18 protein-coding genes are annotated in these 19801 nt (G+C 74.3%); 7 read left to right on the top strand and 11 right to left on the bottom strand.

Annotated elements, in window-relative coordinates; all coding sequences use genetic code 11:
• Positions 1–58 precede the first annotated feature (58 nt).
• Positions 59–2359 carry a heavy metal translocating P-type ATPase gene (locus C8D89_RS03265; RefSeq protein WP_116706572.1) on the top strand — a complete coding sequence of 767 codons (2301 nt, stop codon included), beginning with the start codon at positions 59–61 and terminating at the stop codon, positions 2357–2359.
• Positions 2360–2415: 56 nt separating this feature from the next.
• Here C8D89_RS03265 and C8D89_RS03260 read toward each other — a convergent pair whose 3' ends face one another.
• From C8D89_RS03260 to C8D89_RS03225, 8 genes are all read right to left on the bottom strand, one after another.
• The gene (locus tag C8D89_RS03260) at positions 2416–3066 is read right to left on the bottom strand and encodes a DUF305 domain-containing protein (protein WP_243417780.1); all 651 of its coding nucleotides are present in this window, start codon (positions 3064–3066) and stop codon (positions 2416–2418) included.
• A gap of 114 nt (positions 3067–3180) precedes the next feature.
• Entirely contained in the window at positions 3181–3666 is a 486-nt protein-coding gene (locus C8D89_RS03255) for a DUF6153 family protein (protein WP_133251800.1), read from the bottom strand.
• Positions 3667–3729: 63 nt separating this feature from the next.
• Positions 3730–4257, bottom strand: a complete 528-nt coding sequence (locus C8D89_RS03250) for a DinB family protein (RefSeq protein ID WP_116706569.1) — start codon at positions 4255–4257, stop codon at positions 3730–3732.
• Between the two features lie 88 nt (positions 4258–4345).
• A complete protein-coding gene (locus C8D89_RS03245) occupies positions 4346–4543 on the bottom strand; it encodes an SHOCT domain-containing protein (RefSeq protein WP_243417779.1) in 198 nt (65 codons plus the stop codon).
• A gap of 118 nt (positions 4544–4661) precedes the next feature.
• Complete coding sequence (locus tag C8D89_RS03240; protein ID WP_207787002.1) at positions 4662–6035, bottom strand: MBL fold metallo-hydrolase; 1374 nt, start codon at positions 6033–6035, stop codon at positions 4662–4664.
• Between the two features lie 268 nt (positions 6036–6303).
• Positions 6304–7185, bottom strand: coding sequence for a F510_1955 family glycosylhydrolase (locus C8D89_RS03235; protein ID WP_116706568.1), 882 nt, complete (start codon positions 7183–7185; stop codon positions 6304–6306).
• A 119-nt stretch (positions 7186–7304) separates the two neighbouring features.
• Entirely contained in the window at positions 7305–7772 is a 468-nt protein-coding gene (locus tag C8D89_RS31055) for a DUF6153 family protein (RefSeq protein WP_423716667.1), read from the bottom strand.
• 47 nt (positions 7773–7819) lie between these two features.
• Entirely contained in the window at positions 7820–10381 is a 2562-nt protein-coding gene (locus tag C8D89_RS03225; protein ID WP_116706566.1) for a heavy metal translocating P-type ATPase, read from the bottom strand.
• Between the two features lie 228 nt (positions 10382–10609).
• On the opposite strand from C8D89_RS03225, the gene C8D89_RS03220 reads away from it, so the two are divergent.
• The 4 genes from C8D89_RS03220 (at position 10610) to C8D89_RS03205 (ending at position 14258) form a co-directional block, all read left to right on the top strand.
• Complete coding sequence (locus C8D89_RS03220) at positions 10610–10867, top strand: SHOCT domain-containing protein (protein WP_116706906.1); 258 nt, start codon at positions 10610–10612, stop codon at positions 10865–10867.
• Between the two features lie 73 nt (positions 10868–10940).
• The gene (locus tag C8D89_RS03215; RefSeq protein ID WP_116706565.1) at positions 10941–11510 is read left to right on the top strand and encodes a hypothetical protein; all 570 of its coding nucleotides are present in this window, start codon (positions 10941–10943) and stop codon (positions 11508–11510) included.
• A 182-nt stretch (positions 11511–11692) separates the two neighbouring features.
• A complete protein-coding gene (locus C8D89_RS03210) occupies positions 11693–12739 on the top strand; it encodes an NAD-dependent epimerase/dehydratase family protein (RefSeq protein ID WP_116706564.1) in 1047 nt (348 codons plus the stop codon).
• Positions 12740–12890: 151 nt separating this feature from the next.
• Positions 12891–14258, top strand: a complete 1368-nt coding sequence (locus C8D89_RS03205; RefSeq protein WP_243417777.1) for a M1 family aminopeptidase — start codon at positions 12891–12893, stop codon at positions 14256–14258.
• 37 nt (positions 14259–14295) lie between these two features.
• On the opposite strand, the gene C8D89_RS03200 is transcribed toward C8D89_RS03205, so the two are convergent.
• Genes C8D89_RS03200 through C8D89_RS03190 form a run of 3 tightly spaced genes read right to left on the bottom strand, consistent with a single transcriptional unit; the run spans position 14296 to position 18328 of the window.
• The gene (locus C8D89_RS03200) at positions 14296–15669 is read right to left on the bottom strand and encodes an MFS transporter (protein WP_116706562.1); all 1374 of its coding nucleotides are present in this window, start codon (positions 15667–15669) and stop codon (positions 14296–14298) included.
• On the bottom strand, positions 15666–16961 hold the full coding sequence (locus C8D89_RS03195) for an MFS transporter (RefSeq protein ID WP_243417775.1): 1296 nt from the start codon (positions 16959–16961) through the stop codon (positions 15666–15668). The genes C8D89_RS03200 and C8D89_RS03195 overlap by 4 nt, the downstream gene beginning before the upstream one ends.
• Positions 16958–18328, bottom strand: a complete 1371-nt coding sequence (locus C8D89_RS03190) for an MBL fold metallo-hydrolase (protein ID WP_243417773.1) — start codon at positions 18326–18328, stop codon at positions 16958–16960. Before C8D89_RS03190 ends, C8D89_RS03195 begins: the two co-directional genes overlap by 4 nt.
• 53 nt (positions 18329–18381) lie before the next feature.
• On the opposite strand from C8D89_RS03190, the gene C8D89_RS03185 reads away from it, so the two are divergent.
• Together C8D89_RS03185 and C8D89_RS03180 are read left to right on the top strand one after the other, a co-directional pair.
• Positions 18382–19062, top strand: a complete 681-nt coding sequence (locus C8D89_RS03185; RefSeq protein WP_116706561.1) for an ArsR family transcriptional regulator — start codon at positions 18382–18384, stop codon at positions 19060–19062.
• Positions 19063–19191: 129 nt separating this feature from the next.
• Positions 19192–19794, top strand: a complete 603-nt coding sequence (locus C8D89_RS03180; protein ID WP_116706560.1) for a methyltransferase domain-containing protein — start codon at positions 19192–19194, stop codon at positions 19792–19794.
• Positions 19795–19801 lie beyond the last annotated feature (7 nt).

Raw genomic sequence — 19801 nt, 5'->3', positions numbered from 1 at the left:
GAGCAGCGCCGACGGTCGAGGGCCACCCCTCCGAGGCAGCCCAGGAAGGACACGCGGGATGAGCACCGTCACCGAGAACGCTCGCGCGATGGCGCAGGACGCGGCGACGAGGCACGAGGTCGAGCTCGTCCTCGGCGGCATGACCTGCGCGTCGTGCGCGAACCGCATCGAGCGCAAGCTCAACAAGCTCGACGGGGTGGAGGCGACGGTCAACTTCGCCACGGAGAAGGCACGCGTCGCCGTCACCTCGGACGTCACCACCCACGACCTCGTCGAGGCCGTGGAGGCGGCCGGGTACACGGCCACGATCCCGGCGCCGCCGTCCGCGGAGCCGGAGCCCGACACCGGGACGGACCGCGACCACGGCGGCGAGGCGGACGGCCTGCGGACCCGGCTGCTGGTCTCCCTCGTCCTCTCGGTCCCGGTGATCGTCCTGGCGATGGTGTCGGCGGTGCAGTTCACCTACTGGCAGTGGGCGTCGCTCGCGCTCGCCGCCCCGGTCGTCGTGTGGGGCGCCCTGCCGTTCCACCGCGCCGCCTGGGCGAACCTGCGTCACGGCACCGCGACGATGGACACCCTGATCTCCCTGGGCACCCTCGCCGCCTTCGGCTGGTCGCTCTACGCGCTCTTCCTCGGCACCGCCGGGGTGCCCGGGATGACCCACCCCTTCGAGCTGTCCATCGAGCCGACCGACGGCGCCGGCAACATCTACCTCGAGGTCGCGGCCGGGGTCACCACGTTCATCCTGGCCGGCCGCTGGTTCGAGGCCCGGGCCAAGCGCCGTGCCGGAGCCGCGCTGCGTGCCCTGCTCGAGCTCGGCGCCAAGGACGTCGCGGTCCTGCGCGACGGCGTCGAGCAGCGGATCCCGGTCGAGCGGCTGGCGGTCGGCGACCGCTTCGTCGTCCGGCCCGGCGAGAAGATCGCCACCGACGGCGAGGTCGAGGACGGCAGCTCCGCGGTCGACGCCTCCATGGTCACCGGCGAGTCGGTACCGGTCGAGGTCGGGGTCGGCGACGCCGTCATCGGCGCGACCGTGAACGCCGGCGGCCGCCTCGTCGTCCGGGCGACGCGGGTGGGGTCGGACACCCAGCTGGCCCAGATGGCGCGCCTCGTCGAGGACGCCCAGACCGGGAAGGCCGCGGTCCAGCGCCTCGCCGACCGCGTCTCGGGTGTCTTCGTCCCGATCGTCATCGTGCTCGCGGCCGCCACGCTCGGGTTCTGGCTGGCCGCCGGGGTCGGGGCGGCCGGCGCGTTCACCGCCGCGGTCGCGGTCCTGATCATCGCCTGCCCCTGCGCGCTGGGGCTGGCGACACCGATGGCGCTCATGGTCGGCACCGGACGGGGCGCCGCGATGGGCATCCTCATCAAGGGCCCCGAGGTGCTCGAGTCGACGCGTCGCGTCGACACCGTCGTCCTGGACAAGACCGGCACGATCACCGAGGGCCGCATGTCGCTGGTCGACGTGCACCCCGCGGCGGGGGAGGACGCCGTGGAGGTCCTCCGGATCGCGGGTGCGCTCGAGGACGCCTCGGAGCACCCGATCGCCCGGGCCGTCACGACCTCGGCCCGCGGCCGCTCGGACCGGCCGCTGCCGGCGGTCGAGGAGTTCGCCAACGACGAGGGCCTCGGGGTGCACGGCACCGTCGACGGCCACGCGGTCCTCGTCGGCCGGCCGCGCCTGCTCGAGGACTGGTCGGTGGCGATGCCGGCCGACCTCGCCGAGGCCAAGGCGGACGCCGAGGCCCGGGGACACACCGTGGTGGCCGTGGCGTGGGACGGGAGGGCTCGCGGCCTCCTGTCGGTCGCCGACACGGTCAAGCAGGGAAGCGCCGACGCCGTGCGCGGCCTGCGTGCCCTCGGTCTGACCCCGGTCCTGCTCACCGGCGATGCGGAGCCTCCCGCTCGCGCCGTCGCGTCGGAGGTCGGGATCGACCCGGAGCGGGTCATCGCCGAGGTCATGCCCGCCGACAAGGACCACCAGATCGCCCGCCTCCAGGAGGAGGGCAGGGTCGTGGCCATGATCGGCGACGGCGTCAACGACGCCGCCGCGCTCGCCCGGGCCGACCTGGGGCTAACCATGGGCACCGGCACGGACGTGGCGATCGAGGCCGGTGACCTGACCCTCGTGAGCGGGGACCTGCGGGCCGCGGTCGACGCCATCCGGCTCTCCCGCCGCACGCTCTCCACCATCAAGGGCAACCTGTTCTGGGCGTTCGCCTACAACACCGCAGCGCTGCCCCTGGCCGCGGCCGGCCTGCTCAACCCGATGCTCGCCGGCGCCGCGATGGCCTTCTCGTCGGTCTTCGTCGTGGCCAACAGCCTCCGCCTGCGCCGCTTCCGTCCCCGCGTGACGGCGTGAGCCGACGAGACGCCCGCCCGGTCCCGTGACCGGGCGGGCGCTCTCGCGGGCGCCGGTCAGACCCTGCCGAGCAGGGCCTGCATCTCGGTGATCTCCTGTTGCTGATCGGACGCGATCGCGCCGGCGAGCTCCTTGGCCTGTGGGTTCAGGCCCTGGGCCTGCTCGGTCCGGGCCATCTGCACCGCGCCGACGTGGTGCTCGATCATCATCTGCAGGAACATCCGGTCGAAGCCGGGGCCGGACTGCGTCCCGAGCTGCTGCATCTGCTCCGGGCTCATCATCCCGGTCATCGGCATGTCGCCCGGGGGCATCCCGGGCATGCCCGGCATGCCGGGCATCGCCGTGGATCCCGGCTGCGGGTGGGGCGCGCCCCACGCGTCCAGCATCTGCTTCATCTGCTCGATCTCAGGCCCTTGCTCCTGGTCGATGCGGGCGGCGAGGTCCTTCACCTCCTGCGACGCCGCGCGGTCGGAGGCCTGCGAGGACATGGCGATGGCCTGCAGGTGGTGAGGGATCATGCCCTGGGCGAACGCCACGTCCGCCTGGTTGTGCTCGGGCGAGATCGGCGCGGTCGCCGACGACGGCGCGACCGGCGGCGCCGCAGGGGGAGCGGCCGGGGGCGCCGCGGTGGTGGATCCGGAACATCCCGCGGCCACGAGGGCGGCGGTGGCGGCGGCGAGGGCGCCGCCGACGAGACGGACACGCACGATGGAGTCTCCTTCGGCTGAGCGCCGACCCGTGCGTCAGGGCCGGCGCTGAGGACAGGACGCGGCGCCGCTGCACGTCACGTCCGGAGACGTCCGCACAGACGGTGGGCCGGCCTACAGCCGGAGGACCTGGAGTTCCGCGAGTCTCGACGAGGTCGGGGGAGCGCGCGGCGCCGCCGCCCATCGGGCGCCCTGCGCCGACGGGCGGGCCGGGGACCGCCACCACGCGGCGGCGAGGACCAGCGTGAGGAGGACGACCGCCGCGCCGACCAGCGCCACGAGGCACAGGTGCAGCAGCGAATCGGCGTGGTCGTGCCCGCCCCCGTCGGGGTGGTGGTGCAGGAGCGCGGCGCTGCTCGCCACGGTCATGCCCGGTTGCGCCTCGTGCGCCGCCGGGTGCTCGCCGCCCGGGTGGGCGGACGGCGCCGCGGTCACGGCCACCTCGGCGGCGGTGTGCTGGTGTGCTCCGACGACGTGGTGCATGAGGACCAGTCCGAGCGCGACCGCGAGGAGCAGGAGACGCCCCGTCCGGTCGGCCGGCAACGGCACCGACACGGCGTCACCCGTGCGGAACCGCGGGCTGCCGTGCCGGTGGATCACCACGTCGACGTTACCGGCGGACGCCGCCCCGCCCCGCCCCGCCCCGCCCCTCCCCTCGAGGGTTCAGGGCGCGTCCGTGCGGTCCAGGGTGAGCTGTCGGCGGTGGAAGTCGAAGTGCCGCGTGGGGAACCGGTAGACGTCGGCGAGGGTCATGTACGGCTCGAAGAACGGGTCCCATCGGGCGGGGTAGTGCATCCCTCGAGCCAGGTCGACGTCGGTCTCGGCATCGAGCCGCCGGTGCAGCGCTGCGATCACGCGATCGAAGAGCGCGATCTGGCCGCGTCGGCCCACGACGGTGCCGCCCGCCCAGGAGCCGGCGAAGTTCACCACGTCGAACGGGCGGGTCCCGGCATCCAGGAGGGTCGCGTAAGCGCGGCTCACCCCTGGCGGCAGCCGGCCGAACACCCGCACCAGGTTGCTGAGGGCGCGGATGATCAGGTAGCCGAGCAGCATGTGGAACAGCAGCTGCTGGTTGTTCCACCGGGTGCCGTTCGAGGGCCGCTTCAGGCCTGCGGGCGTGGCGTGGTCGTGCAGGGCGTGAAAGGTCGACCGCGCGCGTTCGAACTCCTGGTGAACCACCTGCCGGTCCATGACCCATCATGGGCCTGCTCGGGCCAGGGGCGCGAGAGGCCCCGACGCCGACGTGTGCATCGTGGTCTGTACACCGCCGGCCGCCGGGTCACGACAGCTGGTCCCGTCGGCGCTGGTACTCGGCGTCGTCGATCTCCCCGCGGGCGTATCGCTGGTCGAGGAGCTCGCGGGCGGTGGGCCCCGAGCTCGCGGTGCCGGAACGCCGGGTGAGCGCGACCACGCCGACGGCGAGTAGTACCAGCCCGACGACGACCAGGGTCGGCCACAGCCAGCCCAGCATGCCCATCGAACCCATCATGACGATCATTCCCCTCCTGAGGACGGCGCGGCGCGATCCCCCGGCGGTGCCCGGCCATCGCGGGCCGGGCGACCCGGGGGCGGCCACGGTGTCGACGACCCGCCGGCTAGCGGGTGTCGGTGGTGATGGGCAGGCCGGCGTCGGCGGCGTTCGCCCATTCGTCGTTGATGACGACGAGGTGTCGGTCGGTGGCGTCGCCGGCGGCGAGCATCGAGGTGGCGATCGACGCGCGGTAGCCCGAGCCGCAGTAGACCCAGACCTCGCCCCGGGTGGGGACCTCGTCGCGGCGGGCGGGGAGCTCGTGCAGCGGGATGTGCACCGATCCGCGGACGCCGCCACCGGCGCGTTCGCCGTCGGTGCGGGCGTCGATGACGAACACCTGGTCCGGGTCACGCTCGGCCAGCCCGCCGAAGTCCGACACCGGGTAGGACTCGAGACCCTGCCCGTCGGCGAGGTCGTCGATGCTGCCGGTGGCGGCGGCCATGCGGTCGATGCCGATGCGCACGAGCTCGCGCCGGGCGTCGGCGACCTGCTCGGGGGTCTCCCCGATCAGCGTCAGTTCCTGGTCGAAGGGGAACAGCCAGCCCAGGTAGGTCACGAACGGCTGCGCGAGCTGGAAGGACAGCGACCCGGGCAGGTGCCCGGCGGCGAACGCGGTGCGGTCACGCAGGTCGGCGACCCACTGTCCGGCCTCGAGGCGGCGCCGCAGCTCGGTGGTGTCGACCTCTTCGGGCGCGGACAGGTCGGCCGGGGCGGGCCCGGCGGCGTTGGCCGGGCCCATGCGCGCGTAGTAGGCGGGGTAGGCACCGAGCCCCGCGAGGAGGTCGTCGACGAACTGCTGCTCGTCCTTCGTCAGCGCCGGGTTCGCCTCGGCCTCCTCGCCGATGGTGGAGCTGTCGGCGCCGGAGGCGGGGGTGCCGGCGCAGAAGCTGCCGAAGCCGTGGGTCGGGTACACCGCGGCCTCGGCGGGGAGCTCGTCGACCAGACGGCGCACCGAGTGGTACTGGGCATGGGTGAGCTCGTCGGTGTCGTCGGGCGAGACCAGGTCGGTGCGCCCGGTGGTGCCGTAGAGCAGCGAGCCCCCGGTGAACACCGCCGCCACGGCGCCCGACTCGTCTTCCAGGGCGTAGGACAGGTGGTGGTGGGTGTGCCCGGGGGTTGCGATCGGGCGCAGCCGCATCGACCCGACGATGATCTCGTCGCCCTCCGAGACCGGGGTCCGCGCGAACCCGACCTCGTCGCGGGCATCCACCAGGTACGCGGCGCCGGTGCGCTCGGCCAGGTCGAGCCCGCCGGTCAGGTAGTCGTTGTGGATGTGGGTCTCGGCGACGTGCGTGACCCGCACGCCGAGCTGCTCGACCATCTCGGTGACGCGGTCGATGTCGCGCTGCGGGTCGACCACCAGCGCGACCTCGCCGTCGTGGGCCAGGTAGCTGCGGTCGCCCAGCCCGGGGGTGGCGATCGTCTGAATGTCGATCATGGATACTCCTCAGCGGTGGGGTGATGCCCCATCGCTCGTCGGCGCTGCTGTCGACGGCGGCGTGACGGTCCGGCAGTCGGGAGCAGGCGTTCCATCCCGGCCACCTCGACCTCGTGCTCGCCCTCGTCGTTCTCGGTCATGCAGTGCGGGTCCGGGGCCGCCGACGATTCCCGGCGCCCCGGCTCGGCCTCCACCGGCCATGCCGTCCCGTCTCCCGGGTCCCCGCGGTGGGTTCGCGGGCGGGATTCCGTCAGTGTCTTCGGAAGTCCTACGAGGGCATCTCGGCGACGGTCGCGAAGGTTCGGCCGCCGTCGCGCGTCTCGTGGATGCCGCCTGCGGTTGCCGCCAGCGCGCGTCCCTGGCCGAGGGCGGCCACCGCCTGTGGGCGCCCACCCGGGACCACGCCCTCGGGTCGCCAGGTCGTCCCGCCGTCGAGGCTGGTGTAGAGGCGGGCGTCGGGCGCGAGCCCGTAGAGCGCGCCGTCCGCGGCCCACGACAGGTGCACCAGCTGTGGTCCTGGACGAACGACGAACTCCTGCTCCCGGACGACCCCCCCGTCGTCGATCGCCGTGGCGACACCGCCGAGGACGGCAAGCACCACGCGGCCGCCGCCGGTCGGGTCGACGGCGACGTCGAGCGCGGGCGGCGCCGGCCACGGGCTCCACCGGGCTCCGCCGTCCCGGCTTGCGAGCAGTCCTCCGTCGGCGTCCACGCCGTAGATGGTCCCGGCGCCCTGGTCCAGAGCGTGGAAGTCGACCTCTCCGGAGAGACCGACGGCCTGCCATGACGTGCCGCCGTCGCTGCTGCGCACCAGCCCGAGAGGGTCCGGCGTGGATTCTTCCGGAGACGGGTGCCCGCCGGCGAGGAAGGTCCCCGGGCCCACGACCAGGAATCCCATCAGGTCCCGATCCGCCGCCGCGGACGTGCCGACCTTCTCCAGACCCCGGGCGCCGTCGCGGAACAGTCCCCGGTGGGTCGCCACCAGGACGCGACCGTCGCCGGGATCGATTCCGAGACCGTGGACGTGGCCGAAGGGAGGCGCCGTCGCCTCGACGGCCTGCGGCGCCGGTGGCGCCGTGGCGGAGCACGCGACGAGAGCGAGGGCAGCAATGGTGGCGGCGAGGATGCCGCCGACGAGGCGGGTACGCACGAGTGATCTCCTTCGGCTGGGCACCGGCCGGGGCGCACGAAGCCGGCGCCGGTGGATGCCATGACGCGGGGCCGCTGCACGGGGCGCTCGACGAGCGCGCGTGCAGGCGGTGGGCCGGTCTACAGCCGAAGGATCTGGAGTTCCGCGAGTCTCGCCGTGGTCGGGGGAGCGCGCGGCACCGTCGCGATGCCGGTCCCCACGGTCGGCCGGCGAGCGGACCGCCACCACCGTGCCGCCAGGACGAGTACCAGGACAACCGCCGCACCCATCAGCACGGCGAGGCACAGGTGCAGGAGCGAGGCCCCGTGATCGTGGCCTCTCCCGCCCGCGGGGTCCGGTGGCAGGGCCGCTGGGCCGACGGAGCCCGACCCGTGGTGCGCTGTCGGAGGGCCTCCATGCGCATCGGTGTCACCGGCGAACGTCATCGCCGCCGTGCCGCCGAGGACGGACTGCTCCACCACCGTCTCGACCGGTACGGCGTCGGTCGAGGCGTGTGGCCGATCGCTCACGACGTGGTGCATGACGACCAGCCCGAACGCGGTCGCGAGCAGCACGAGGCGCGCAGGCCAGTCGGACAGCAGTTGCATCGACACCGCGCGGCCGGAGCGGTGCCGCGGGCAACCGTGCCGGCGGATCACGGCGACGACGCTACTGGACCCGCGCCGCGCGGCCTCCCACGGACCGCCGCGTCGTCGTGCACGCCCACGGCCACGCCGCTGCCCGCCCGTCTCCCGGCGGAGGACCGGCGGAGCCGGTTGGCGTTGACGACCACCGACAGCGAGCTCAGGGCCATCGCGGCCGCGGCGAGCATGGGGCTCAGCCGCAGCCCGAGCAGGGGGTAGAGCACGCCGGCGGCCACGGGGACGCCGACCGCGTTGTAGACGAGGGCGAAGAACAGGTTCTCGCGGATGTTGCGCATGGTGGCCCGCGAGAGCCGGATCGCGGTGACGACCCCGCTGAGGGAACCAGCGATCAGGGTGATGTCGGCGGCCTCGATGGCGACGTCGGTGCCGGTGCCGATGGCCAGGCCGATGTCGGCCCGGGCGAGGGCGGGAGCGTCGTTGATGCCGTCGCCGACCATGCCGACGCGACGGCCGTCGCTCTGCAGCCGGTGGATCTCGTCGGCCTTGCGCTCCGGGAGGACCTCGGCGAGCACCCGGTCGATCCCGACGTCACGAGCGATGGCGGCAGCAGTGCGCTCGTTGTCCCCGGTGATCATGACGACATCGAGGCCGAGTCCGTGCATCGCGGCGATCGCGGCGGCGGAGTCGTCCTTGACGGTGTCCGCCACCGCGAGGACCCCCGCGGGTCGCCCGTCGACGGCGACCAGTACAGGTGTCCTGCCCTCAGCGGCGAGCTCGGCCGCGACGGGTTCGAGCGGGCCGGCGTCGATCCCGGCGTCGTCCAGGAGGCGGTGGGTCCCGACGAGGACACGGTGGTCGTCGACGGTGGCGCGTACCCCCTTGCCGGTGACCGAGTCGAACGCCGTCGCGACCGTGTCGGTGAGGCCACGGGCGCGGGCTGTCGCGACCACTGCGGTGGCGAGGGGGTGCTCGCTGTCGGCTTCCGCGGCGGCGACCAGCCGCAGGAGATCGTCCTCGCTGAACGGGGCGGTGGCGCGGATGTCGGTGAGGGCCGGCCGGCCGGCGGTGATGGTGCCGGTCTTGTCCAGCACGATCGTGTCGAGTTCGTGGGCGGCTTCGAGGGCTTCGGCCGAGCGGAAGAGGATGCCGGCGCGGGCGCCCCGGCCGGTGCCGACCATGATGGACAGAGGCGTGGCGAGGCCGAGGGCGCACGGGCAGGCGATGATCAGCACGGCGACCGCGGACACCAGCGCGAGGGTGAGGGCCGGCGGCGGGCCGGCGACGTACCAGACGACGAACGTGGCGACGGCGACCCCGATGACCGCGGGCACGAAGTAGGCCGAGGCGGCGTCGGCGAGGCGCTGGATCGGTGCCTTCGAGGCCTGTGCCTGCTGGACCAGGCGGATGATCTGGGCGAGGGCGGTGTCGGCGCCGACCTTGGCGGCACGCATCCGCAGGGAGCCGGTGGTGTTGATGGTGGCCCCGATGACCGTCTCGCCGGCCTGCTTCATGACCGGGATCGGCTCTCCGGTGATCATCGACTCGTCCACCGCCGAGCTGCCCGACACCACCGTGCCGTCCACGGGGACCTTCTCGCCGGGGCGAATGACGAGCTCGTCGCCGACGAGGACCTCGTCGACCCCGATCTCCGTCTCGGCGCCGTCCCGCACGACCCGGGCGGTCCGCGCCTGCAGCCCGAGCAGGGCCCTGATGGCCTCCCCGGTGCCCGCTTTCGCGCGGGCCTCGAGCAGCCGACCGAGGACGATGAGGGTGAGGATCACGCCGACGGCCTCGAAGTAGACCTCCCGGACGTCCAGAGGCAGCAGTCCGGGGGCGACCGTGACCACGAGGCTGTAGCCGTAGGCGGCGAGGGTGCCGAGGGTGATGAGGCTGTTCATGTCCGCGTTGCGATGGGCCAGGCTGAGCCACCCGGTGCGGTGGATCGGCCAGCCGGTGTAGAGCATCACCGGAGTGATCAGCGCGAACTGCACCCAGTGGTCGAGCAGTACCGCAGGGACCCACTCCGCGCCGAACAGCTCGTGCGCCATCACCGCGACCAGCACCGGGAGGGTGAGGATGGCGCCGACGGCAAACCGTCGGGTCAGGTCGCCGATCTCCGCCCGCCGTTCCCGGGCCTGCGCGGCCTCCTCGTCGGCGGCGCCGCGGGTCGGCGTCGGAGCGCGTGGCGGCCCCGGCGCCGCGGGGCGAGTGTCCTGCACCTCCTCGGACGCCTCCGCGGCGGTCTCGACGACCAGCGTGCCGTGGACCATGTTCATGCCGCACGCGAACGGGAATCGCCCTTCCCTCGCAGGGTCGAGGTGCACGGTGGTGCGGGAGTACGCCGGCAGCGCGGCGTCGACCCCGAGGTCGGGGAACACCACGCGCGAGGTGCAGTCGCCGCTCTCCCGCCGGTCGAACACCAGCTCGGCGGGCACGTGCTGTCGCAGGCGGACGACCTCGGGCTGGTAGCCGCCGTGCACGGTGACCTCGACACGCTGGACACCCTCGGTGAGCGTGGCGGCCAGGGCGTGACGAGGGCCGAAGAAGTACCAGCCCAGGGCGGCGAGGATCACGACAGCGGCCACCACCACCACGACCTCGTCCGTGCTCACCGCGCACCCCTCACCGGCCGGAGCGACCCACAGGCCGGTCGACCGTCGCCCCTGTGCCCTCACGTGTGGAGGGACCGACGTCACCCCGCGTCGGGTCCTTCGACTCGGCGGTATCCCGACGCCGTGCCCTGCCGGGGCCGTGTTCCCGGGGCCGACGCTGAGGGACGTGTCCGGACGGGCGCAGGGCCGTCTCGCGCAGCGCGGGGGCCCGCGAGGAGGGTGAGCGAGATGATGTGGTGGTACGGCCCCGGCATGAACGGTTGGGGCTTCGGCCTGATGACCGTCAGCATGGTGCTGTTCTGGGCCCTGATCATCGTCGGGATCGTGGCGTTGATCCGCTGGATGGGCCGGAGCGGTCAGGCCCCGACGTCCCGGCCGACTGCCGAACAGCTCCTCGACGAACGCTTCGCCCGAGGAGAGATCGACGACGAGGAGTACCGGCACCGCCGGGACCTGATGTCCCGGGGGTCGGCCCGCACGGGGTGAACCCGCCGGAGGGTGACGCTCCGTGCGCATCGTCCCGACCGTCGCTCGCCGATCGGGTGGTAGCGTCGGGTCCGTGCTCGGGAGCCCTGCGACGCCGTCGCAGCGGAGCGCCGTACGGACGCTCGCCCTGGTCACGTCCTCGCTGCTCGTGCTGCTCACGGCGGTGGGCTTCGACCTCCTGGCCGACGAGCGGCCGCTGCACACCGCGACGGTGGCGCTCGCCGCAGCGATCGTCGGTGTCGGTCGCGTCTGGATGCAGGGGCGGATGCGAGGGGTCTTCGCCGCGGTCAACCTCGCGGTGATCGGCCAGCCGGCCGTCCACGCCCTGGGAAAGCTGACCCACGTCGGTGACGTCGTCCCGCACTCCCACGGCTGGCCCCAGGACTTCTCCGGCATCGCCCTGCACGTGGTCGTCGCGCTGCTCGTGGTGGCGATCTCCGCCGGCGAACCCGCGTGTGCCTACCTCGCCACCGCGATCGTCGCGCACCTGGTGCTGCCGACCAGGGCTCCCGGCGCCGTCGAGACGCCGTCGACGACCAGGTGCCCGCGGCACGACGAACCACCCGGCCTCGTCCGGCAGCTGCTGCACAGCCGGAGCCTGAGCCGGCGCGGGCCGCCCCTGGCGCCCGCGCTCGCCGCCTGACCTCACGGACCCCCGTCCGGCCCGTCCCGGACCGCCGAGCCCGCCGCCCGATCCGCCGGCCGGCGCTGCGGTGCACGTCGAGGAGGGGTCGCGCCCCGTGCTGCGGCGACCGCGGACCACCGGTGCCCCCGTCATCACGCCGGTGCCCCGCCGAGGGCCGGCGCTCCCCGTGAGGTTCCCTCATGCCTGCATCACCCGACGGCGCCGCCGGCGCCGAGGTCCCCCTGCCCCGACACCCCGTCGTCCCCACCCCGGCCTCCTCGGCCGCCGCAGCCCTGGTCGGACGTCGGGTGCTGGTCACCGGCGCCCGCGGCTTCATCGGCCGGCACCTGACCGGGCACCTGCTCCGACTGGACGCGGAGGTGCACGCCGTGACCCGGCCGGGTCCCGAGCCCGCCACGCTCCCCGGCGGGCCCGCCGTGCGCTGGCACACCGCCGACCTCACCGATGCCGTCGAGGTGGACCGGCTCGTGGGGTCCGTCGAGCCCGACGTCGTGTTCCACCTCGCCAGCCGCGTGGAGGGCTCGCGGGTCGTGGATCTGGTGGGGCCGATGCTCGAGGCCAATGTGCGCGCCGCGGTGAACCTGCTGGCTGCGGTCCGCGGACGCGACCGGCCGCGTGTCGTGCTCGCCGGGTCGGTCGAGGAACCCCACCGTCCTGACGAGGCACCGGTCTCGCCGTACGCCGCGGCGAAGGCGGCCGCCACGGGGTACGCCCGCCTCTTCCACTCCCAGTGGGACGTGGCCGTGACCGTGCTGCGCCCCTCGATGGTCTACGGGCCGGACCAACCGGATCGCCGCAAGCTCATCCCCTACGTGGTCACGACCATGCTCGAGGGACGTGCGCCGCAGTTGTCGAGCGGTCGGCGGCTCGTCGACTGGATCGAGGTCGACGACGTCTGCGAGGCCTTCCTGGTCGCGGCCACGCACCCCGACGCACCCGGACTCGTGGCCGACATCGGCTCGGGCCGGGGCGTGAGCATCGCCGAGACCGTGCGTCTCGCCGCGTCGCTGATCGGGTACGACGGGGATCTCGGCTTCGGGGAGATCGAGGACCGGCGCCACGACGCCGCCCAGGTCGCCGACCTGAGCGCGGCGCGCACCACCCTCGGGTGGCAGCCGCGCACGTCGCTCGAGGAGGGCTTGGCCCGCGCCGTGCGGTGGTACCGCGCCGACGCGCTCGCCGGGTCGCTCTCGTCCACCCGGATCGACGCCCCGGGTCCGGTCTGAGGCCCGGCGCATGTCCGTCGATCACGCACCCACAGCGCCTACATCACCCACATCACCCACAGCACCCACAGCACCCACAGCACCCCGGCGCCCGCGCTCCCGCGCGCCGGCGCTCCGCCGGGTCGTCGCCCTGCTCGCCGCCCTGCTGGTGGTGAGCGCCGGCTGTGGCCGGACCGTCGAGGACGGCGCCGCCGAGTACGCGGACAGCCTCTGGGACGACCGTCCCGTCGTCGACCTCGCGTTCGACGTCGCGCCCGGCCTGGATCGCGTCACCGGCCGGGAACGGGTGGTGTTCACTCCCGACCTGCCCGTCTGCGAACTGGTGTTCCGCGCGTGGCCCAACAAGCCGGTGATGGCCCGCGACGGCACGGCGATGCGGGTCACCGCCGCCGCCGTGGACGGTCGGGCCGTCGCTCCCCGCGTCCTCCCCGCCGGCGCACCGGAGAACGCCCCCGGCACCCTGATCGAGCTGCCCCTCACCGGCTGCGCCCCGGCGGGCCGCACCATCACCGCCGAGCTCGACTTCACGCTGGTGCTGGGCGAGGACGCGAACGACCGGATCGGCTTCTCCCGCGCACCCCTCATGGCGTGGTGGGCCACCGGCTTCCCGCTGCTCGCCTGGGTCCGTGGGGAGGGGTGGGCGCGCGAGGACGCCGTGTCCATCGCCGGCGAGACCGCGACCAGCGAGGACTTCCGGCTCCGGGATCTCGCGGTCACCGCGCCGGAGGGGCTCGCGGTGCTCGGCACCGGTACCCCGGCCGGCGCGTCGCCCGGGGCCGCGCCCGGCACCACCACCCACCGCTTCGCCGCGGACGCGGTGCGCAATGTCGCGGTGACCGTCGGCCGCCTCGACGTCGTCGAGCGCGACGTCGGCGGCACCCGCGTGCACCTCGGCACCCCCGTCGCGGGGACCGCGGTGCCGCCGCAGGAGTGGCTCGATCGGGTCGAACGGTACGTCGACCGACTCGGCGAGCAGCTCGGGCCGTTCCCCTACCCGGAGCTGTGGATCAGTGTCATCCCGGCGCAGAGCTCGGGCATCGAGTTCCCCTCGGCCCTGCAGTTCGGTGATCTCGGCCGGGGTCAGCTGGACTCGCTGGTGGCCCACGAGCTCGCCCACCAGTGGTTCTACGGGCTCGTGGGCAACAACCAGGCCCGGGACCCCTGGATCGACGAGTCCTTCACCACGATGGCCCAGGCCGTGGCCACCGATCAGGAGGGCGGCTACGTGCTGGCCGACATCCCCGACGACTCCCTCGGCGAGGTCGGACGACCCATGAGCTACTGGGGCTACTACTTCGGCTTCGACCGCTACGTCCAGGTGGTCTACAACCAGGGCGGCGCCGCCCTCGTCGAGGCGCGACAGCGGGCCGGGGAGGAGCGCTTCGACCGGGCCCTGCGCGCCTACCTGCGCGGGAACGCCCATCGGGTGGCGGCCCCTGCGGACGTCGCCGCCGCGTTCGGTGACCTCCCCGAGGTCCGGGACCTCCTCGTCGAGAACGGTGCCCTGGCCGCCTCGTGAGGACGCGGGCCGGGCGGGTGACGGTCGTCGGCCCCGGTCAGCCTCCGGGCCCTCCCGTCGTGGTCGATGCTTCCCGCGGTGACGTCGAGGGTCGGCGTCGGCCGGCGGCCGCGGCCGCGGCCGCGGCCGCGAGCAGGGTTACCACCGCCAGGAGCCCACCGGCCAGGGCGAGGGCGGGATAGCCGGAGGCGGCGACCACCAGTCCGGAGCCCAGCCCGCCCCCGGCCCCTGCGAAGGCGACGGCCACGTCGATGTTGCCCTGCGTGCGCGCGCGGGTGCCGGGGTCCAGCGCGTGGGCCAGGGCGGTGGTGCCGCTGAGCAGCCCGAGGTTCCACCCGAGACCGAGCAGGGCAAGGGCGATGGTCAGGGCGACCAGGGCGTCGGTCGGTGCGAGCGCGGCGAGCAGCCCGGAGGCGAGCAGCACGAACCCGGCCAGCACCGCGGCCGCCGCGGAACCCCACCGGTCGACGATCCAGCCGCTGAGCGGGGAGGGGAGGTACATCGCGGCGACGTGCACGCCGATGACCGCTCCCGCGGCGCCGACCCCGTGCCCGTGGCCGATGATGTGCACCGGGGTCATGGTCATGATCGCGACCATGACCAGCTGGGTCACGATCATGGTGGTGGCCCCGGCCAGCACGGGCGGTGACCACGCGCCCGAGCTCGTGGGCGCCGGGCCCGCGTCCTCGTCGGGTCGCTCGGAGGCCCGCGCCTGGTCCGTCGCCGGGGACGTGCGGGCGCGGGCCGTCAGCAACGGGTCGGGGCGCAGCAGCGTGGCCAGCACGAGGGCGGCGGCGCCGTAGGCGACCGCGGCGAGCGCGAACGGGCCGGTCAGCGGGGGCAGGCCCATCCCGGTGGCGACCGCGTCGGTGGTGGTCGCGAGGTTCGGTCCGGCCACACCCCCGGCGGTGGTGGCCAGCAGCACGATGCTGACCGCTCGACCGCGGCGGGCGGGGTGGGCGAGGTCGGCGCCGGCGTAGCGGGCCTGCAGGTTGGTCGCGGTGCCGGCGCCGTAGACGAACAGGGCCACGAACAACAGGACCGGGCTCTCGAGGGCGGCCGCGGCCACGACCCCGAGGGCGCCGAGCGCGCCGGCGCCGTACCCGACGCCGAGGCCGGGGCGTCGTCCCCGGGCCTGGCTGATCCGGCCGACGACGAGCGCGGTCAGCGCGGAGCCGAGCGTGAACAGCGCCGCGGGGAGTCCGGCGAGGCCGGTCGAGCCGAGCATCCGCTCGGCGAGCAGCGCGCCGACGGTGATGCCCGCGGCCAGTCCGGCGCCGCTGAGCACCTGTGCCCCGACGAGCACGGCCAGGATGCGTCGCTGCTCGGGCGCGTCGGCGGGAGACGGCGGGCTCCCGGAGGGCGACTCGTCTGCCGGGGAGCGGTCCGGACGAGAGGAGGAGGCGGTCATCGTCCGGTCCCGTCGGCGTGGTCGGGGTGGGCGGCGGCGGTGGGGTTCGTCTCGCTCATGAGCAGCTGCGCGGCGATCGCGGAGGCGGCGGTGAGCCCCGCGGCGGTGAGGACGGCGGCCTCGAGGGACGCGAACGCGGCGACGAGGCCGCCGACGAGGGCGCCGACGGCGTAGCCGGCGTCACGCCAGAAGCGGTAGACCCCGAGGGCCGCGGCCCGGTGGGACGGGTGGACGGCGTCGGAGACGACGGCGAGCAGTGCGGGATACACCAGGGCGGTCCCGATGCCGAGCAGCAGCGCGCCGACGACGCCCGCGGCCAGGGGACGCGCGAGCCCGGCCACGATCACCACCAGCCCGGCCGCCTGGACCCACATCCCGACCACGGACGGCAGCTTGCGCCCGACGCGGTCGGCGAGCCAGCCGGTGCCGAGCATCCCGACCGCCCACAGGAACGGGTAGAGCGCCTTGATCAGCCCGACGCCGCCGACCGAGACGGCGTGCGCCACCAGCAGCACCGGCAGGATGACCCAGGTCAGGCCGTCGTTGAGGTTGTTGACCAGGCCGGCCTGGCTGGCGCCGGCAGCGGTCCGGTTCCGCCAGGAGGTCTCGGCCATGATCGCGCCCAGCCTGGGTGGCCTGCCGGGGTCGGGGCTGTGGTGGTTCCGGCGCTCGAGCTCGGCGTGGTCGCCGGTGTCGCGCACCACCAGCACCGTGAGCAGCAATCCGGCGACGACGTAGGCCAGGCCGAGCAGCTCGGGGGCGGGGCGCAGCCCGTAGCGGGTGGCCAGCGCGCCGGTCAGCAGGGCGGTGACGGCGACGCCGAGGTAGCCGGCGGTCTCGTTGATGCCCAGCGCCAGCCCGCGGTTGCGGGGGCCGACGAGGTCGATCTTCATGTTCACCGTCATCGACCAGGTCAGGCCCTGGTTGACGCCGAGCAGCACGTTGGCGGCGATCACCCACCACCAGGCGGGGCCGTAGGCCAGCATCAGTGGCACCGGCAGCCCGATCACCCAGCCTGCGGTGAGCACGGTCTTGCGGGTGAACCGGTTGATGACCAGCCCGCCGTAGAGGTTGGTCAGCGCCTTGGTGACCCCGAAGGCCACGACGAACATCGACACGGTCAGCTCGCTGAGGCCGAACTGCTCGGTGCCCACGAGCGGGGTGACGGTGCGTTCGAGGCCGACCATGCCGCCGACGAACAGGTTGACCAGCGCGAGCAGGGCGAACTGGCCCGCGTTGGCCCGCAGCCCCAGACGGACAGGTCGTCCGCCGACGACCGGCGGGATCCTCACGCGCCGTGCTCCAGGTCGCGGCCCGTGACCTCCGCCCAGTCCTGGGCGGATCCCGCGACGACCTCCAGCCCCTGGTCGGTGCCGCGGTCGCGGGCGATCAGGCTGGCGGCGGTCATCGAGCGCTGCCCGTGGGCGCACATCACCGCGGTCGCCCCGGAGACCGGGACGTCGGCGCCGGTGGCGAGCGCCCCGAGCTCCACGTGGGCGGCGTGGGGGAGGTGTCCGGCCTGCCACTCGGCGTCCTGGCGGATGTCGAGCACGTCCTGGCGGTCGATCGCGTCGACGTCGATCAGGGGCAGGGTCTGCAGCGGGAGTCCCTCGGCACGCCAGGTCTCGACCCCGCCGGCCAGACGACCGGCGAGGTCCTCGACGCCGACGGTGAGGGCCTGGCGGACCAGCTCGTCGAGGTCCTGGTCGTCGTCGACGACGAGCACGACGGGGCGGGTCGGGTCGACGACCCAGCCCAGCCAGGTCCCGAACTGCCCGCGCAGCTCGTCGGAGATCGCCCCGGGCAGGTGTCCGCGGGCGAAGCGGTCGATCGGGCGAGCGTCGACGACCTGCGCCCCGCGGGCCAGCAGGTCCTGCACGGCGTTGACGTCGAGGTCGGGCAGGGGCAGCGCCGGCCACGGCCTGCCGAGGACGCGCGGGCCGGCCTGGTTCTCGGTCGGGAGGCGGTCGAAGTAGGCGGGGTAGGACCCGAACCCGGCGGTCAGCCGGGCGACGAAGGTGTCCTCGTCGGGGTCCCCGGTGAGCAACGGGTTGTGGTCCTTCTCCGCGCCGATGGTGCTCGCGCGCTCACCTCCGGCGTCGGTCGAGCAGAACGAGCCCGCCCCGTGGGTCGGCCACACGGGCAGCTCGTCGGGCAGGGCCAGCAGCCGATCGTGGATCGACCGGTACGCGGCCCGGGCGAGTTCCTCGGTGCGCTCCCGCCCGGCCAGGTCGGTGCGGGCCATCCCGCCGACCCCCAGGGCGCCGCCGGTGAACACCCCGAGGGGGGCCTCGCCGTCACGCAACAGCCACGCCACGTGCGCCGGGGTGTGCCCCGGGGTCGCGAAGACCTCCAGCACCAGCCCGCCGAGATCGACCCGGTCCCCGTCCCGGACACCGCGGTGGGGATAGCGGAGCTCCGCGCCGGCTGCGGCCACGATCTCCGCGCCGTCCGCGGCGAGCTCGCGGGTGCCGGTGACGAAGTCGGCGTGCACGTGGGTCTCCACCGCGTAGGCGACGCCCAGCCCGCGTCGTCGGGCGTGGCGGGAGTAGGGGCGCGGGTCGCGCGCCGGGTCGATGACCGCTGCCCGACCGTCGCCGAGGTCGAGCATGTAGCTGCTGTTGCCGAGGCCCTCGTCGACCACCGCGATCGGTTCCACCTCGCCACTCTGACACACTGTTCAAAAGATTTGTAGAGTTGTACGGTAGTGCCATGGAGACGGCAGGCGGCGGCACCGCCGACAAGCTCGCGATGTACGGCGAGTTCGCCCGCGTCGGGCAGGTGCTGGGCAACCCACTGCGGCTGCAGCTGCTCGATCTGCTCGCCCAGGCCGAGCGCAGTGTCGAGGACCTCGCGACGGTCGCCGCGGCCACGGTCGGCAACACCTCGGCGCAGCTGCGCGCCCTGCGCGAGGCCGGGCTCGTCGTGACGCGCCGCGAGGGCAACCGCGTGTACTACCGGCTCGCCGGCCCTGACGTGCTCGACCTGCTGGCCACGCTCACCAGGGTCGCGAACACCCGCGCGGCCGGCGCCGAACGCGCCGTCCGGGCCTACCTCGGCGACACCGCCGGGTTGGAGGCGATCGACCGCGACGAGCTCGCCACCCGCCTGCGCGACGGCGCCACCGTGGTCCTCGACGTGCGCCCCAGGGCCGAGTACGACGCCGGCCACATCCCCCGGGCGCGCTCGATGCCGCTCGACGAGCTCGCCGCCCGCATCGACGACCTGCCCCCCGACGCGCAGATCGTGGCCTACTGCCGCGGGCCCTACTGCGTCTACGCACCCGAGGCCGCGCGGCTGCTGCGCGCGGCGGGCCGCGACGCACGTCTGCTGCCCGGCGGCTGGGCCGACTGGGCCCTCGCCGGGCTCCCCGTGGAGACGGCGGCCGCATGAACCGCCGCGGCGACCACGCCCTTGACACCGCGGAGCGACCCGCGGGACGGTCGGATTTGTCCGGATCGGGCGGCGTCCACGCCCGGCGCCGCTCCACCGCTCGACGACGAGGGACAGCGAGGGACGGCCATGGGTGACCTGTTGGTGGATCCCGGCGTGCTGCGGGACGAGGTCCGCGCCAAGTACCGGGAGGTGGCGACCCAGCCCCAAGGGGCCTTCCACTTCCACACCGGGCGGTCGCTCGCCGAGCGGCTCGACTATCCCGCCGAGACCGTCGACCCCCTGCCCGAGGCCGTGGTGGAGTCGTTCGCCGGGGTCGGCAATCCCTTCGCGCCCGGCCCCCTCGGTCGCGGCGAGACCGTCGTGGACGTCGGCAGCGGTGGCGGCTTCGACAGCGTCGTCGCTGCGAACCAGGTCGGTCCCGAGGGCCGCGTGGTGGGCGTGGACATGACCGAGGAGATGCTCGACCGGGCGCGCGCGACCGTCGCGTCGCTGGGGCTCGGGCACGTCGAGTTCCGTGCGGGCCTCGCCGAGGACCTGCCCGTGCCCGACGACTGGGCCGACGTGGTGATCTCCAACGGCGTCATCAACCTGTGCGCCGACAAGGCGGCCGTGCTCCAGGAGATCCGCCGCGTCCTGCGGCCCGGCGGACGCCTGCAGTTCGCCGACATCGCCAACGGACGCCCGGTGCCCGAGGAGGCGAGGCGCGACATCGACCTGTGGACCGGTTGAATCGCGG

The organism is Actinomycetospora cinnamomea, from assembly GCF_003096675.1.
GTDB classification, from domain to species: Bacteria; Actinomycetota; Actinomycetes; order Mycobacteriales; family Pseudonocardiaceae; genus Actinomycetospora; species Actinomycetospora cinnamomea.
Note: the sequence above shows the minus strand (reverse complement) of the source record. Positions and strands in the feature narration are given on the sequence as shown.